Annotated in this window: 20 protein-coding genes; 3 read left to right on the top strand and 17 right to left on the bottom strand. The window is 63.1% G+C overall.

Annotated features, from left to right (window positions below; genetic code table 11):
* Nucleotides 1-136: 136 nt before the first annotated feature.
* From AC6I9V_RS12290 to AC6I9V_RS12280, 3 genes are all read left to right on the top strand, one after another.
* The gene (locus AC6I9V_RS12290; protein ID WP_349413013.1) at nt 137-1,087 is read left to right on the top strand and encodes a carbohydrate ABC transporter permease; all 951 of its coding nucleotides are present in this window, start codon (nt 137-139) and stop codon (nt 1,085-1,087) included.
* A complete protein-coding gene (locus AC6I9V_RS12285; protein ID WP_497899620.1) occupies nt 1,084-2,010 on the top strand; it encodes a carbohydrate ABC transporter permease in 927 nt (308 codons plus the stop codon). The genes AC6I9V_RS12290 and AC6I9V_RS12285 overlap by 4 nt, the downstream gene beginning before the upstream one ends.
* 62 nt (nt 2,011-2,072) lie before the next feature.
* On the top strand, nt 2,073-3,419 hold the full coding sequence (locus tag AC6I9V_RS12280; RefSeq protein WP_349413014.1) for an ABC transporter substrate-binding protein: 1,347 nt from the start codon (nt 2,073-2,075) through the stop codon (nt 3,417-3,419).
* Nucleotides 3,420-3,504: 85 nt separating this feature from the next.
* Here AC6I9V_RS12280 and map read toward each other — a convergent pair whose 3' ends face one another.
* The 17 genes from map to rplV all read right to left on the bottom strand — a co-directional run bounded on the left by map (nt 3,505) and on the right by rplV (nt 13,756).
* Nucleotides 3,505-4,332: a type I methionyl aminopeptidase gene (map, locus tag AC6I9V_RS12275; RefSeq protein ID WP_497899619.1), complete on the bottom strand. Its 828-nt coding sequence runs from the start codon at nt 4,330-4,332 to the stop codon at nt 3,505-3,507.
* A 111-nt stretch (nt 4,333-4,443) separates the two neighbouring features.
* Complete coding sequence (locus AC6I9V_RS12270; protein ID WP_349413028.1) at nt 4,444-5,013, bottom strand: adenylate kinase; 570 nt, start codon at nt 5,011-5,013, stop codon at nt 4,444-4,446.
* A gap of 5 nt (nt 5,014-5,018) precedes the next feature.
* A complete protein-coding gene (secY, locus tag AC6I9V_RS12265; protein ID WP_349413016.1) occupies nt 5,019-6,329 on the bottom strand; it encodes a preprotein translocase subunit SecY in 1,311 nt (436 codons plus the stop codon).
* A gap of 185 nt (nt 6,330-6,514) precedes the next feature.
* A complete protein-coding gene (rplO, locus tag AC6I9V_RS12260; RefSeq protein WP_497899618.1) occupies nt 6,515-7,009 on the bottom strand; it encodes a 50S ribosomal protein L15 in 495 nt (164 codons plus the stop codon).
* Nucleotides 7,010-7,216: a 50S ribosomal protein L30 gene (gene rpmD / locus AC6I9V_RS12255; RefSeq protein ID WP_056626615.1), complete on the bottom strand. Its 207-nt coding sequence runs from the start codon at nt 7,214-7,216 to the stop codon at nt 7,010-7,012. It abuts the gene before it with no gap.
* A 3-nt stretch (nt 7,217-7,219) separates the two neighbouring features.
* Nucleotides 7,220-7,900, bottom strand: coding sequence for a 30S ribosomal protein S5 (rpsE, locus tag AC6I9V_RS12250; protein ID WP_173403037.1), 681 nt, complete (start codon nt 7,898-7,900; stop codon nt 7,220-7,222).
* A 26-nt stretch (nt 7,901-7,926) separates the two neighbouring features.
* Complete coding sequence (gene rplR / locus AC6I9V_RS12245; protein ID WP_018773674.1) at nt 7,927-8,310, bottom strand: 50S ribosomal protein L18; 384 nt, start codon at nt 8,308-8,310, stop codon at nt 7,927-7,929.
* Nucleotides 8,311-8,312: 2 nt separating this feature from the next.
* Nucleotides 8,313-8,849: a 50S ribosomal protein L6 gene (rplF, locus tag AC6I9V_RS12240; protein WP_028269576.1), complete on the bottom strand. Its 537-nt coding sequence runs from the start codon at nt 8,847-8,849 to the stop codon at nt 8,313-8,315.
* A gap of 18 nt (nt 8,850-8,867) precedes the next feature.
* Nucleotides 8,868-9,266: a 30S ribosomal protein S8 gene (gene rpsH / locus AC6I9V_RS12235; RefSeq protein ID WP_056737814.1), complete on the bottom strand. Its 399-nt coding sequence runs from the start codon at nt 9,264-9,266 to the stop codon at nt 8,868-8,870.
* 80 nt (nt 9,267-9,346) lie between these two features.
* Nucleotides 9,347-9,928 carry a 50S ribosomal protein L5 gene (gene rplE, locus AC6I9V_RS12230; RefSeq protein WP_056737813.1) on the bottom strand — a complete coding sequence of 194 codons (582 nt, stop codon included), beginning with the start codon at nt 9,926-9,928 and terminating at the stop codon, nt 9,347-9,349.
* Entirely contained in the window at nt 9,928-10,287 is a 360-nt protein-coding gene (rplX, locus tag AC6I9V_RS12225; RefSeq protein ID WP_066436866.1) for a 50S ribosomal protein L24, read from the bottom strand. Before rplX ends, rplE begins: the two co-directional genes overlap by 1 nt.
* A 3-nt stretch (nt 10,288-10,290) precedes the next feature.
* A complete protein-coding gene (gene rplN / locus AC6I9V_RS12220) occupies nt 10,291-10,659 on the bottom strand; it encodes a 50S ribosomal protein L14 (RefSeq protein WP_003803789.1) in 369 nt (122 codons plus the stop codon).
* A gap of 843 nt (nt 10,660-11,502) precedes the next feature.
* Nucleotides 11,503-11,811 (bottom strand): 30S ribosomal protein S17, encoded by a 309-nt coding sequence (gene rpsQ / locus AC6I9V_RS12215; protein WP_056737811.1) that lies wholly within the window; start codon nt 11,809-11,811, stop codon nt 11,503-11,505.
* Nucleotides 11,808-12,137, bottom strand: a complete 330-nt coding sequence (gene rpmC, locus AC6I9V_RS12210; RefSeq protein WP_138768572.1) for a 50S ribosomal protein L29 — start codon at nt 12,135-12,137, stop codon at nt 11,808-11,810. Before rpmC ends, rpsQ begins: the two co-directional genes overlap by 4 nt.
* A gap of 2 nt (nt 12,138-12,139) precedes the next feature.
* Entirely contained in the window at nt 12,140-12,556 is a 417-nt protein-coding gene (gene rplP, locus AC6I9V_RS12205) for a 50S ribosomal protein L16 (protein WP_138768571.1), read from the bottom strand.
* Nucleotides 12,557-13,390: a 30S ribosomal protein S3 gene (rpsC, locus tag AC6I9V_RS12200; RefSeq protein WP_146336867.1), complete on the bottom strand. Its 834-nt coding sequence runs from the start codon at nt 13,388-13,390 to the stop codon at nt 12,557-12,559.
* Nucleotides 13,391-13,756: a 50S ribosomal protein L22 gene (rplV, locus tag AC6I9V_RS12195; RefSeq protein WP_003803798.1), complete on the bottom strand. Its 366-nt coding sequence runs from the start codon at nt 13,754-13,756 to the stop codon at nt 13,391-13,393.
* Nucleotides 13,757-13,764: the final 8 nt, after the last annotated feature.

Genomic DNA, 13,764 nt, shown 5'->3' with positions numbered 1-13,764 from the left:
CGGGCAAGGAAGCCTGGCAGAACAAAGCTCTGAGAGGGCCTTGTGCGGGAATCCGCCCACAAACCATGTGGTGAAGTTAAGTTGATCCCCCGCCCAACCGCCTGCCACCGGCAGGCCCGGATCTGTTAGAGACCCCATGACAAGACAACTGACTGACAGGCCTGCGGCTACCGCCGCAAACGTCACGCCGGAGCAGCGCAGGGGACGCTGGTCCGCCCGGACCCGCAGGGACTTCATCGTCTTCCTCGCGCTGGCCCTGCCTAACCTGGCACTGATAGCGGTGTTCACCTACCTCCCGCTGATCAACAACATCTACTACTCGACGCTGGACTGGACCCTGGGCTCCGCCTCCGCCACAGTCGTCGGCTTCGACAACTACATCACCTTCTTCACCAGCACCGACGCACCCAAGGTGCTGGGGACCACGGCCATCTTCACGCTCATCACGGTCGGCGGCTCCATGGTCCTCGGGTTGCTGGTGGCGCTGGCCCTGAACTCGAAGGTCCGCGGCACCACCTTCGCCCGGTCCGCCGTGTTTGCCCCCTACGTACTCAGCGGGGTCGGCGTCGGGCTGGTCTGGCTGTTCATCTTCGACCCCGGCTACGGTGTTCTGTCCTGGCTCCTGCGCGGGATCGGGCAGCAGAGCCCGCAGTGGATCAACGACCCGCAGCTCTCCCTGGTCATGGTGATCATCGTGTACGTCTGGAAGAACCTCGGCTACTGCGCCGTCGTCTACCTCGCAGGCCTCCAGTCGCTGCCCCAGGACGTGATGGAGGCGGCCTCGCTCGACGGCGCCAACGGGTTCCGCCGCTTCACCAGCATGGCGATACCGCTGCTCTCCCCCACCACGTTCTTCCTGCTGATCACCACCATGCTCAGCTCGCTGCAGGCCTTCGACCTGATCCGCATCATGACCCCGCTGGGCAACGGAACGTCCACCCTGATCTACGAGGCCTATCTGCAGGCCTTCGGGGCCTTCAACCGGGCGGGCTACTCGGCGTCCATCTCCGTGGTCCTGTTCGCGATCCTGCTCGTCATCACCGTGCTGCAGGTGCGGTTCGTAGAACGGAAGGTGCACTACTCGTGAGCACACTCTCCCCCGTCAGCCCCGATCCCGCGGCCAACGCCGGGCCCGTTTCCGGCCCCGAGGCTCCGCCGCGGCGCGACCGCCCGTTCTCGCGCGCCAATCTGGTCCAAACCATTGCCGGCGGCTACGTCCCGCTGATCCTGGCGACCCTCGTCGTCGTCCTGCCGCTCCTCTGGATGGTGCTGAGCTCCTTCAAGCAGCCCGGCGAGATCATCACGATGGACCTGAAGCTCCTGCCGGAGAGCGTGAACCTGGATAACTACCATGTCGCGATGACGACCGTGCCGTTCGCGCAGTTCTTCATCAACAGCCTGATTGTCACCACGGTGGGATCCACCGTAAAGGTGATCCTGGCCATCCTCACGGCATACGCCCTGGTCTTCGTCCGCTTCCCCTTCAAGAACGCCATCTTCATCATCATCCTGGTCGCCCTCATGGTGCCGCCGCAGGTCTCCATCCTGCCTAACTACATCCTGATCGCCGGCATGGGCGGAAAGAACACCCTCTGGGGCATCATCCTGCCCGGGCTCGGGACCGCCTTCGGCACCTTCCTGCTCCGCCAGCACTTTCTGACGCTGCCGGGCTCCATCCTGGAAGCCGCAGAGATCGACGGTGCCGGCCACTGGCGCCGGCTCTGGCAGGTGGTGGTCCCGGTTTCCGGCCCCTCCATCGCCACCGTTGCCTTGGTCACCGTCGTGAGCGAATGGAACGACTACATCTGGCCGCTCATCATCACCGACCGGCCGGAGACCATGACCCTGCCGGTGGGCCTGACCCTGCTGCAGAACTCGGAGGGCAACGGTTCCGGCTGGGGCATTCTGATGGCAGGCGCCGTGCTCGTGATCGTGCCGATCCTGCTGGTCTTCGCGGCCCTGCAGCGCTACATAGTGGCCGGCCTCACCCAGGGCAGCGTCACCGGATGACCCGAAATTCCCCAATCACCCCTAAACATCACAACGAGTCAGCACCCTTGAGAGGATCCACCATGGCACTATCCCTTGACCGCCGAAACTTCCTTGGCCTGGCCGGCGCCGGAGCCGGGGCCGCGGCCCTGGCAGCCTGCGGCGGCCCGACCACCGGAGGCAGCACCGCGACCTCCGCCGCGGCCGACATCGACTTCAGCGGCGTGAAGCCCGCCTCGTCCATCGACTTCTGGACCAACCACCCGGGCAAATCCCAGGATGTGGAAAAGGCCATCATCGAGAAGTTCCAGGCGAAGTTCCCGGAGATCAAGGTCAACCTGATCACCGCCGGCGCCAACTACGAGGAAATCGCGCAGAAGTTCCAGACCTCCCAGGCCGCGAAGTCGGCCCTGCCGGGCCTCGTGGTGCTCTCCGACGTCTGGTGGTTCCGGTACTACACCAACGGCAACATCATCCCCCTGGACGGCCTGATCAAGCAGCTGGACATCAAGGTGGACGACTTCCAGAAGTCGCTCGTCGCGGACTACAAGTACGCCGACAAGCAGTGGGCCCTCCCCTACGGCCGCTCCACGCCGCTGTTCTACTACAACAAGGACCACTTCAAGGCCGCCGGGCTGCCGGACCGGGCCCCGAAGACCTGGCAGGAGTTCGCCGAATGGGCTCCCAAGCTCATGGCCAGCTCCGGCGCCCAGTACGCCTACATCTACCCGGCGCTGGCGGGCTACGCCGGCTGGACGCTGCAGAACAACCTGTGGGGCTGGGGCGGCAGCTGGTCCAACGAGTGGACCATCAACTGTGACTCCACCGAGTCGGTGGCGGCCCTCCAGTGGGCGCAGGACTCGATCTACAAGGACAAGTGGGCCGGTGTTTCCTCCAAGGAAGCCGCCGACGACTTCGCGGCCGGCATCACCTCCGCCACGATCTCCTCCACGGGCTCCCTGCTCGGTGTCCTGAAGTCCGCCAAATTCAACGTCGGCGTCGGCTTCCTGCCCGGTGGCCCGAAGAACGAAAGCGGTGTCTGCCCCACCGGCGGCGCCGGCCTCGGCATTCCCAGCGGCGTCAGCAAGGAAGTCCAGCTCGCCGCAGCGACCTTCCTGAAGTTCATGACGGAGCCGGAGAACACGGCGGCGTTCTCCGCCGCCACCGGCTACATGCCCACCCGCACCTCCGCGGACATGACGGCGGTCCTGGCCAAGACCCCGCAGATCAAGACGGCGATGGATCAGCTCTCGGCGACCCGGGTGCAGGACAACGCACGTGTGTTCCTGCCCGGCGCGGACCAGGAGATGGCCAAGGCAGCTGCGAAGATCCTCACCCAGCAGGGCGATGTCAAGGCCACCATGACCGAACTCAAGACCACCCTGGATGGCATCTACACCAAGGACGTAAAGCCGAAGCTCAAGAGCTAGGCCTTAAACGAACGTAGCTCGCATTTGTTGTCGTTTCGAACGCTCGGAACGACAACAAATGCGAGCTACTTGGCTTTAAGGGGACTTAGGGGATCGGGACGGGCACGACGCCGAGGGGTGCCAGCTTCGCGGCTCCCCCGTCCGGGGCGGAAAGCACCCAGATGCCCTTCTCGTGGACAGCCACGGAGTGCTCCCACTGGCAGGACCGTTTGCCGTCGGTGGTGACTACCGTCCAGTCGTCCTCGAGGACGGCTGTGTCGATGCTCCCGCGGACCAGCATGGGTTCAATGGCCAGGCACAGCCCGGGACGGATTTTGGCCCCCCGGTGGCCCGTACGGTAGTTCAGCACGTCCGGGGCCATGTGCATCTCCGAACCGATCCCGTGGCCGACGTAGTCCTCCAGGATGCCCAGAGGTTTGCCGGGCACGGAGGAGACGTAGTCGTCCACGGCGTTGCCGATGTCGCCGATAAACTTCCCGGTGGCAAGCGCCGCGATGCCATGCCACATGGCCGCCTCCGTGACGTCGGAAAGCCGCTGGTCCTCCGGGTCGGCCGTGCCGACGACGACGGTCCGGGCCGAGTCCGAGTGCCAGCCGTCCACGATCGCGCCGCCGTCGATCGAGATGATGTCGCCGTCCTGAAGTACGCGGTCGCCCGGGATACCGTGCACCACTTCCTCGTTGACGGAGGTGCAGATGGTGGCCGGGAAGCCGTGGTAGCCGAGGAAGTTGGACTTCGCCCCGGCCTCCTGCAGCACGGCCGCGAACACGGCGTCGAGATCGCGGGTGGTGACGCCGGGAACGGCCGCTGCGACGGCGGCGTCGAGGGCGCGACTGAGGACCAGGCCCGCCTCCTGCATGGTCCGCATCTGGGCGTTGGTCTTGTATTCAATGCGGGGCTGGCCGAATGCCATCCTCAGCGTCCTTTCGGTGGTTCCGGTGCGCCCGGGGGAAGGGCTGCGCGGAGAAATGCCTGAGGCTCCTCCCGGCACTGCGGGAGGAGCCTCAATGGTTTGCGGTCCGGATCAGGCGGACTGCGCCGCCTTGATGGCCTCCATGACGCGGTCAGTGACCTCGTCGATGCCGCCGATGCCATCGACCTGGGTGAGGATGCCGCGCTCAGCGTACTTGGCGACCACGGCCTCCGTCTGGCCGTGGTAGAGGTCCAGCCGGTGGCGGATGACGGCTTCGTTGTCATCGCTGCGGCCGGTGTCCTTGGCGCGGCCCAGCAGGCGCTTGACGAGTTCCTCATCGTCGGCTGTGAGCTGCAGGACGACGTCGAGCTTCTGCTCGCCGTCGGCGAGGATCGCGTCGAGGTAGTCCACCTGGGCGGTGGTCCGCGGGTAGCCGTCGAGCAGGAAGCCCGCTTCGACGTCGTCCTCGGTCAGCCGGTCGCGGACCATCTTGTTGGTGACGCTGTCCGGAACGAAGTCCCCCGCGTCCATGTACTTCTTGGCTTCGATGCCGAGCGGCGTCTCACCCTTGACGTTGGCACGGAAAATGTCGCCGGTGGAGATCGCCACGACGCCGAGGCGCTCCGAAATGCGTTCCGCCTGCGTCCCCTTGCCGGAACCAGGAGGTCCGATAATCAACATTCTCGTCATCGCAAAAGCCCTTCGTAGTGACGCTGCTGTAGCTGCGCATCAATCTGCTTGACGGTCTCCAAACCAACGCCCACCATGATCAGGATCGAGGTGCCGCCGAACGGGAAGTTCTGGTTGGCATTGATCAAGACCAAAGCAATCAGCGGGATCAGGGCCACGAGGCCCAGGTAGATCGCGCCTGGCAGGGTGATCCTGGAAAGCACATACTGCAGGTAATCCGCGGTCGGCTTGCCGGCACGGATACCCGGAATGAAGCCGCCGTACTTCTTCATGTTGTCAGAAACTTCCTCAGGGTTGAAAGTGATCGCAACATAGAAGTAAGTGAAGAACACAATCATGGCGAAGTAGAGGGCCATGTAGATGGGGTGGTCACCGCGGGTGAGGTTGTTGTTGATCCACTCAACCCACGGCGCCACGGGCTCCCCCGGCGCGGGCCGGTTGAACTGCGAGATCAGGCCCGGCAGGTACAGCATCGAGGATGCAAAGATGACGGGCACGACGCCGGCCATGTTCACCTTGATGGGGATGTAGGTGCTGGTGCCGCCCACGGTGCGGCGGCCGATCATGCGCTTGGCGTACTGCACCGGGATACGGCGCTGGGACTGCTCCACGAAGACCACCAGCGCCACGGTCAGCAGGCCGATGACGAGGACCATAAAGAAGGTGCCTGGGCCCTGCGCCTTCCAGATGGCGCCGAGGGACGTCGGGAAGCCGGCGGCGATCGAGGTGAAGATCAGCAGGGACATGCCGTTGCCGACGCCCTTCTCGGTCACGAGCTCGCCCATCCACATGATGAGGCCGGTGCCGGCCGTCAGCGTGATGATGATCAGGATGGTGGTGATGATGCTCGCGTCCGGGATGATGGGCAGCTGGCAGTTGGGCAGCAGCTGGCCTGAACGGGCCAGAGACACCAGCGTGGTGGCGTTCAGCAGGCCCAGGGCGATCGTCAGGTAGCGGGTGTACTGGGTCAGCTTGGACTGGCCCGAGGCGCCCTCTTCGTAGAGCTGCTGGAACCGGGGAATGACCACGCGAAGCAGCTGGACGATGATGCTGGCCGTGATGTACGGCATGATCCCGAGCGCGAAAATCGAGACCTGCAGCAATGCACCGCCGCTGAACAGGTTGACGAGCTGGTAGATCCCGCCCGAGGTCTGACCGTTCTGCAAGCATTGCTGGACATTCTGGTAGTTCACACCAGGCGAGGGGATGAAGGCACCCAAGCGGAAGATTGTGATGATTCCCAGCGTGAACAACAACTTGCGTCGCAGATCAGGCGTGCGAAAGGCCCGGCCAAATGCGCTAAGCAAGCGTCCTCCTGAGTATTAAGTAAAGTCGTGTGAGATAGGTCAAATAAACCCAACAACCGAGTCTAACGGGTGGATGCGTCCCGCGGACAATCGGCGGGGCCCGGAAAATGAAAAAACTCCCGGTACCAAGGGCGTGAGCCCCGGTACCGGGAGTTTGAACAACGGGCTGGAGCCCCGCCGCCTCCTTAGAGGGCGGTGGTGCTGCCGCCTGCTGCTTCAATCTTTTCTGCGGCGCTGGCCGAGAATGCGTGGGCGGTGACATTCACCTTGACGGTGATGTCGCCGGTACCCAGCACCTTGACGGGCTGGTTCTTGCGAACGGCACCCTTTGCGACCAGGTTCTCCACGGTGACGTCGCCGCCTTCCGGGAACAGCTCGTTGAGCTTGTCCAGGTTAACAACCTGGAACTCAACCCGGAACGGGTTCTTGAAGCCGCGCAGCTTCGGCAGGCGCATGTGCAGCGGCAGCTGGCCGCCGGCAAAGCCAGCCTTGATCTGGTAACGGGCCTTCGTACCCTTGGTACCGCGACCAGCGGTCTTACCCTTGGAGCCTTCACCACGACCAACGCGGGTCTTGGCGGTCTTGGCACCCGGGGCGGGACGCAGGTGGTGAACCTTCAGTGCGTTCTGCTTCTCAGCAGCGGCGCCCTGTGCCTTCTCGGCGGTGTTCTTATCTGCCATTTACTTCGCCTCCTCTACCTTTACCAGGTGCGGAACCGTGTTGAGCATTCCGACGGTCACGGCGTCGGCGGTGCGGACAACGGTGTGTCCGATCCGCTTCAGGCCGAGGGACCGCAGGGTGTCGCGCTGGTTCTGCTTGCCGCCAATGGCGGACTTGATCTGAGTGATCTCCAACTGAGCGTCGGAGGGGATCAGGTTCTTAGCCATGACTCAGACACCTGCCTTCTGGTTCAGGAGCGCCTTCACCATTGCCGGCGGAGCGATCTCGTCGAGGGGCAGGCCGCGGCGTGCTGCCACTGCTGCCGGCTCTTCGAGGCGCTTCAGCGCATCAACGGTCGCGTGAACGATGTTGATGGCGTTCGAGGAACCGAGCGACTTGGAGAGGATGTCGTGGATGCCCACGCACTCCAGTACTGCACGGACCGGACCACCGGCGATAACACCGGTACCGGCGGAAGCCGGACGCAGCATTACGACGCCTGCGGCGGCCTCACCCTGAACGCGGTGCGGGATGGTGCTGCCGATGCGGGGAACGCGGAAGAAGGACTTCTTGGCCTCTTCAACGCCCTTCGCGATGGCGGCGGGAACTTCCTTAGCCTTGCCGTAGCCGACGCCGACCATACCGTTGCCGTCACCGACGACGACGAGGGCGGTGAAGCTGAAGCGACGACCACCCTTGACGACCTTGGAAACACGGTTGATGGTTACGACGCGCTCTACGAACTGGCTCTTCTCGGCTTCGCGGCCGCCGTCGCGGCCACCACGGCCACCACGGTCGCCACGGCCCTGGCCGCGGTCGCCACGCTCGCCACGACGCGCGCCACCACGGCGGTCGTCAGTGGTAGCAGGCGCAGCGGTCTCAGTTGCCGGAGCAGCTACAGCTTCAGTCACCTGAATGTCCTTTTCGTTATTTTCGGTCACAGTGCCAGCCCACCTTCACGTGCGCCGTCAGCGACGGCGGCGATCCGGCCGTGGTACTTGTTACCACCGCGGTCGAAGACAACGGCTTCGATACCGGCAGCCTTGGCACGCTCGGCGACGAGCTCGCCAACGCGCTTGGCCTTGGCGGTCTTGTCACCGTCGAATGCACGAAGGTCGGCTTCCAGCGTGGAGGCGCTCGCTACGGTCAGGCCCTTGGTGTCATCGACAACCTGGACGAATACGTGGCGGGCGGAACGGTTGACGACCAGGCGAGGACGTACAGCCGTACCGGAGATGCGCTTGCGGATACGAAGCTGGCGGCGGCTGCGCTGGGCAGACTTGCTCTTGTTCGTACGCTTCTTGTTAATTGCGATGGCCATGGTTACTTACCAGCCTTTCCGACCTTGCGGCGGATGACTTCGCCGGCGTAGCGGATGCCCTTGCCCTTGTAGGGGTCCGGCTTCCGCAGCTTGCGAATGTTGGCAGCAACCTCGCCGACCTGCTGCTTGGAGATACCTGAAACAGAGAGCTTGGTCGGGGTCTCAACTGCAAAGGTGATGCCGTTCGGAGCCGAGACGTTGACCGGGTGGCTGTAGCCCAGAGCGAACTCCAGGTCAGAACCCTTGGCCTGGACGCGGTAACCGGTACCGACGATCTCAAGCTTCTTCTCGTAGCCTGCGGTAACGCCCTGGATCATGTTGGCGATCAGGGTGCGGGTCAGGCCGTGCAGCGAACGGGAGGCGCGCTCGTCGTTCGGGCGGGCGACAGTCAGGGTGCCATCTTCCAGGGTGACCTCGATCGGGCTGGCCACAGTGTGGCTCAGCTCGCCCTTGGAACCCTTGACGCTGACGACAGAGCCGTCAACCTTGACCTCAACGCCGGCAGGAACGGTGATGGGGAGACGTCCAATACGTGACATTATTCTCTTCCTTTCCCGTTACCAGACGTAAGCGAGGACTTCGCCGCCCACGCCCTTCTTGCCGGCCTGCTTGTCAGTCAGGAGGCCGGAAGAGGTGGACAGGATTGCGATACCCAGGCCACCGAGCACGTGCGGCAGGTTGGTGGACTTTGCGTAAACGCGCAGTCCCGGCTTGGAAATACGACGAACGCCAGCGATGGAACGCTCGCGGTTCGGACCGAACTTGAGCTCGAGGGTCAGCTTCTTGCCAACCTCCGCGTCTTCTTCCTTCCAGGAGGCGATGAAGCCTTCTGCCTTCAGGATGTCAGCAACGCGTGCCTTGAGCTTGCTGTAAGGCATAGACACGGAATCGTGGTATGCCGAGTTTGCATTGCGCAGACGCGTAAGCATATCTGCGACAGGATCTGTCATAGTCATGTGGGCTCTTGCCCTTCCTCATAACGGTTTCCGCTGCCCTGGCATCAGAGCCAGCCAGCCGGACCTTTTACGTAGCTAGATTAATCTTCGGTCTTGAACGGGAAGCCAAGCGCCTTGAGCAGCGCGCGGCCTTCGTCGTCGGTCTTGGCAGTGGTCACGACGGTGATGTCCATACCGCGAACGCGGTCAATGGAATCCTGGTCGATCTCGTGGAACATAACCTGCTCGGTCAGACCGAAGGTGTAGTTGCCGTTGCCGTCGAACTGCTTGCCGCTGAGGCCCCGGAAGTCGCGGATACGCGGCAGTGCCAGCGTGACCAGACGGTCCAGGAATTCCCACATACGGTCGCCACGCAGAGTTGCGTGCGCACCGATCGGCATGCCTTCGCGCAGCTTGAACTGTGCGATCGACTTGCGGGCCTTGGTTACCTGCGGCTTCTGGCCGGTGATCAGGGTCAGATCGCGGACGGCGCCGTCGATCAGCTTGGAGTCCTTGGCGGCATCTCCAACACCCATGTTCACAACGACCTTCACCAGACGGGGAACCTGGTTGACGTTCTCGTACTTGAATTCCTCAACGAGCGCGCTCTTGATGGAATCCGCGTACTTGGTCTTCAGACGAGGAACGATCTTGCTTGCCGGAGTCTCGAGAGTCTCAGTCATTAGATGTCCTTCCCTGAGCTCTTGGCCACGCGGACACGCACTTCACGCTTCACGCCATCGCGCTCAACGGTCTCGGTGCGGAAACCGACGCGGGTGGGCTTCTTGGTGGAGGGGTCAACCAGGGCCACGTTGGAGATGTGGATTGAAGCCTCAACGACCTCGATGCCACCGGTCTTGGTGCCGCGCTGCGACTGACCGACCTTGGTGTGCTTGGTTACGCGGTTAATGCCTTCGACCAACACGCGGTTGGTCTCCGGGAATACGCGCAGAACCTTGCCCTGCTTGCCACGGTCGCCGCCGCGCTCAGCCTTGGCGCCAGTGATGACCTGAACGAGGTCACCCTTTTTGATCTTAGCCATGGACTAGAGCACCTCCGGAGCCAGAGAAACGATCTTCATGAACTTCTTGTCGCGAAGCTCACGACCAACCGGTCCGAAGATACGGGTACCGCGGGGGTCACCGTCGTTCTTCAGGATCACAGCTGCGTTCTCGTCAAACTTGATGTAGGAACCATCCGCACGGCGGCGTTCCTTCTTGGTACGGACGATGACAGCCTTGACGACGTCGCCCTTCTTTACGTTGCCGCCCGGAATTGCGTCCTTGACGGTAGCGACGATCACGTCGCCAATGCCTGCGTAGCGACGGCCAGATCCACCGAGAACGCGAATGGTAAGGATTTCCTTAGCACCCGTGTTGTCGGCGACCTTGAGTCGCGACTCCTGCTGAATCACTATTTACTCCTTGCGTCGCGCCGGTTCTCAGACCGAAAATCTTCCTACGGAATGAGCCTTGCGGAACGGTTGATCGGGGTGTCTCTTGACCTGCCTGGATTTTGCCAGACCAGGCCTAAACGCCCGTGCCAAAAACAGTTGCTTCCCTGGCGCGCGAGGCGCGAGGGGGCACTATGCCGTGGCACGATTGTTTACGAGGTTGACGATGACGCACGAAAGGCGCCATACAAACTCAAAATCTTAGCACGTTTCCGGCGCATCCCCATATCACAGCTGCCCTCCCCCGCACGGCACCAAAGCGCGAACGGACACTTGAGGCCCCGCCCGTCGGCGGCGCACGACGGCGCCACGCACGACAGCCTTTTGGCCCACTGGCCGCCCCATTCCCCCGGGAACCCGGCCCACCGGCGTCGTATCCACCTGGTCGACGCTCCCTCACATCCGGCAGGTCTTCCAGCAACGCTCCCTCACATCCGGCAGGTCTTCCAGCAACGCTCCCTCACATCCGGCGGGCCTTCCAGCAACGCTCCCTCACATCCTGCAGGCCTTCAGGCAGGAGTGATCGAGCGTCATCCAAGAGACAGCCACAAGTGAGGGAGCGTCAACCAATTGCGCACCACAAGTGAGGGAGCGTCGGAACAAGGCGACGACGCCGTCACGCAGGACAGCCTTTTGGCCCGCCGGCCGCCCCACTCCCCCGGAAACCCGGCCCACCGGCGTCGTACGCCCCGCAAAAGCCTGCCCTGCGTGACCCCGTGGCGACTCCCCACCCCGGGCAACGCAGAAGCCCCCGCTCCCCCAAAGGGGAACGAGGGCTTCGGCTGTATCACCAGGGTGCTGGTGTTACTTGGCCTTCTCGAGGATCTCCACCAGGCGCCACCGCTTGGTAGCGGAGAGCGGGCGGGTCTCGGCGAGGAGAACGAGGTCGCCGATGCCGGCGCTGTTCTCTTCGTCGTGAGCCTTGATCTTCGTGTTGCGGCGCATGACCTTGCCGTAGAGGGCGTGCTTCACGCGGTCCTCGACCTGGACAACGATGGTCTTTTCCATCTTGTCCGAGACGACGTAGCCACGCTTAGTCTTACGGTAACCGCGCTCGTCAGCCTTGGCTGCGTCGGAAACAGTTTCCGTCACGTTCTCGTCCTTTTCACTCACTTGGCGTCCTCCTCGGTCTCAACCGTTTCAGCCGTGTCAGCCTTCTTGGTCGAAGCCTTCTTGGACTTCTTCTCTTCCTTGGCTTCCACAACCGGTGCGGCAACCTCGGCACGAATGCCCAGCTCGCGCTCACGGAGAACGGTGTAGATGCGTGCGATGTCCTTCTTTACCGCGCGCAGACGACCGTGGTTCTCCAGCTGGCCGGTGGCGGACTGGAAACGCAGGTTGAACAGCTCTTCCTTGGCCTTGCGGAGTTCTTCAACGAGACGCTCGTTGTCGAAACCGTCCAGCTGTGCGGATGCAAGTTCCTTGGATCCTACTGCCATTTCTACTCACCACCTTCGCGACGCACAATGCGTGCCTTCAACGGCAGCTTGTGGATTGCCAGGCGCAGGGCCTCGCGAGCTACCTCTTCACTAACACCGGAGAGTTCGAAGAGAACCCGGCCCGGCTTGACGTTTGAAACCCACCATTCCGGAGAACCCTTACCGGAACCCATGCGGGTTTCGGCCGGCTTCTTCGTCAGCGGACGGTCCGGGTAGATGTTGATCCAGACCTTTCCGCCACGCTTGATGTGGCGGGTCATCGCGATACGGGCAGACTCGATCTGACGGTTGGTGACGTATGCCGGGCTCAGAGCCTGGATACCCCACTCGCCGAACGAGACCTCGGTGCCGCCCGTAGCAGCGCCGGAACGACCCGGGTGGTGCTGCTTACGGTGCTTGACTCGACGTGGGATAAGCATTTAAGCCTGTCCTCCTTCTACTGCAGCAGGTGCAGCCTCAACTGCCGGAGCGTCGGCAGCAGGAGCTGCGTCGGCGGCCGGACGGTCGTTACGACGACGGCGGTCACCACGGTCGGCGCCACCCGGGCGGCCCGGACGGTCGCCGGCACCGCGGCCGCGGGACGGAGCAGCAGCTGCCTGCTGAGCCAGTTCCTTGGCGGTGACGTCACCCTTGTAGATCCAGACCTTCACGCCGATGCGGCCGAAGGTGGTCTTGGCCTCGTAGAAGCCGTAGTCGATGTTCGCGCGCAGGGTGTGCAGGGGCACACGGCCTTCGCGGTAGAACTCCGAGCGGGACATTTCTGCGCCACCCAGTCGACCCGAGCAAGCGATACGGATGCCCTTGGCACCAGCGCGCTGTGCGGACTGCATTGCCTTCTTCATCGCACGGCGGAAAGCCACGCGGGAAGTCAGCTGCTCTGCAACACCCTGGGCAACAAGCTGTGCTTCCATCTCGGGGTTCTTGACCTCGAGGATGTTCAGCTGAACCTGCTTGCCGGTGAGCTTTTCGAGCTCGCCGCGGATGCGGTCTGCCTCGGCGCCGCGGCGGCCGATCACGATGCCCGGACGTGCCGTGTGGATATCCACGCGGACACGGTCGCGGGTGCGCTCGATCTCAACCTTGGCGATGCCGGCGCGCTCCATGCCCGTGGACATGAGCTGGCGGATACGGATGTCTTCGCGAACGAAGTCCTTGTACCGCTGGCCGGACTTGGTGCTGTCGGCGAACCAGTGCGATACGTGATCGGTGGTGATACCGAGTCGGAACCCGTGCGGGTTAACTTTCTGTCCCACTTAGCGAGCCTCCTCTTTCTCCGGGGTAGCGACTACCACGGTGATGTGGCTCGTGCGCTTCTTGATCTGAAATGCACGACCCTGGGCACGCGGCTGGAACCGCTTCATGGTCGGGCCTTCATCAACAAACGCTTCGCTGATGATGAGGTCACCTTCGTCAAACGCCACGCCGTCGCGGTCCGCGAGGACCCGGGCGTTGGAGATTGCCGACTGAACTACCTTGAATACCGGCTCCGAAGCTGCCTGCGGGGCAAACTTCAGAATTGCCAGAGCCTCGTTCGCTTGCTTACCACGAACAAGGTTGACGACGCGCCGGGCCTTCATAGGCGTTACGCGGATGTGACGCGCAATTGCCTTGGCTTCCATTGCTTTCC

The organism is Arthrobacter sp. SlRoot2-15 (assembly GCF_059739345.1).
Note: the sequence above shows the minus strand (reverse complement) of the source record. Positions and strands in the feature narration are given on the sequence as shown.

Bases quoted from the DNA above. Each gene is read 5' to 3' on its own strand.
- AC6I9V_RS12290 (WP_349413013.1), top strand. From the start codon at position 137: ATGACAAGACAACTGACTGACAGGCCTGCGGCTACCGCCGCAAACGTC.
- rplF (WP_028269576.1), bottom strand. From the start codon at position 8,849: ATGTCACGTATTGGACGTCTCCCCATCACCGTTCCTGCCGGCGTTGAG.
- AC6I9V_RS12270 (WP_349413028.1), bottom strand. From the start codon at position 5,013: ATGTTGATTATCGGACCTCCTGGTTCCGGCAAGGGGACGCAGGCGGAA.
- rplX (WP_066436866.1), bottom strand. From the start codon at position 10,287: ATGGCTAAGATCAAAAAGGGTGACCTCGTTCAGGTCATCACTGGCGCC.
- rpmD (WP_056626615.1), bottom strand. From the start codon at position 7,216: ATGGCTAAGAACCTGATCCCCTCCGACGCTCAGTTGGAGATCACTCAG.
- rpsH (WP_056737814.1), bottom strand. From the start codon at position 9,266: ATGACTATGACAGATCCTGTCGCAGATATGCTTACGCGTCTGCGCAAT.
- AC6I9V_RS12280 (WP_349413014.1), top strand. From the start codon at position 2,073: ATGGCACTATCCCTTGACCGCCGAAACTTCCTTGGCCTGGCCGGCGCC.
- rplV (WP_003803798.1), bottom strand. From the start codon at position 13,756: ATGGAAGCCAAGGCAATTGCGCGTCACATCCGCGTAACGCCTATGAAG.
- map (WP_497899619.1), bottom strand. From the start codon at position 4,332: ATGGCATTCGGCCAGCCCCGCATTGAATACAAGACCAACGCCCAGATG.
- rplP (WP_138768571.1), bottom strand. From the start codon at position 12,556: ATGCTTATCCCACGTCGAGTCAAGCACCGTAAGCAGCACCACCCGGGT.
- rplE (WP_056737813.1), bottom strand. From the start codon at position 9,928: ATGACTGAGACTCTCGAGACTCCGGCAAGCAAGATCGTTCCTCGTCTG.
- rplR (WP_018773674.1), bottom strand. From the start codon at position 8,310: ATGGCCATCGCAATTAACAAGAAGCGTACGAACAAGAGCAAGTCTGCC.
- rplO (WP_497899618.1), bottom strand. From the start codon at position 7,009: ATGGCAGATAAGAACACCGCCGAGAAGGCACAGGGCGCCGCTGCTGAG.
- rpmC (WP_138768572.1), bottom strand. From the start codon at position 12,137: ATGGCAGTAGGATCCAAGGAACTTGCATCCGCACAGCTGGACGGTTTC.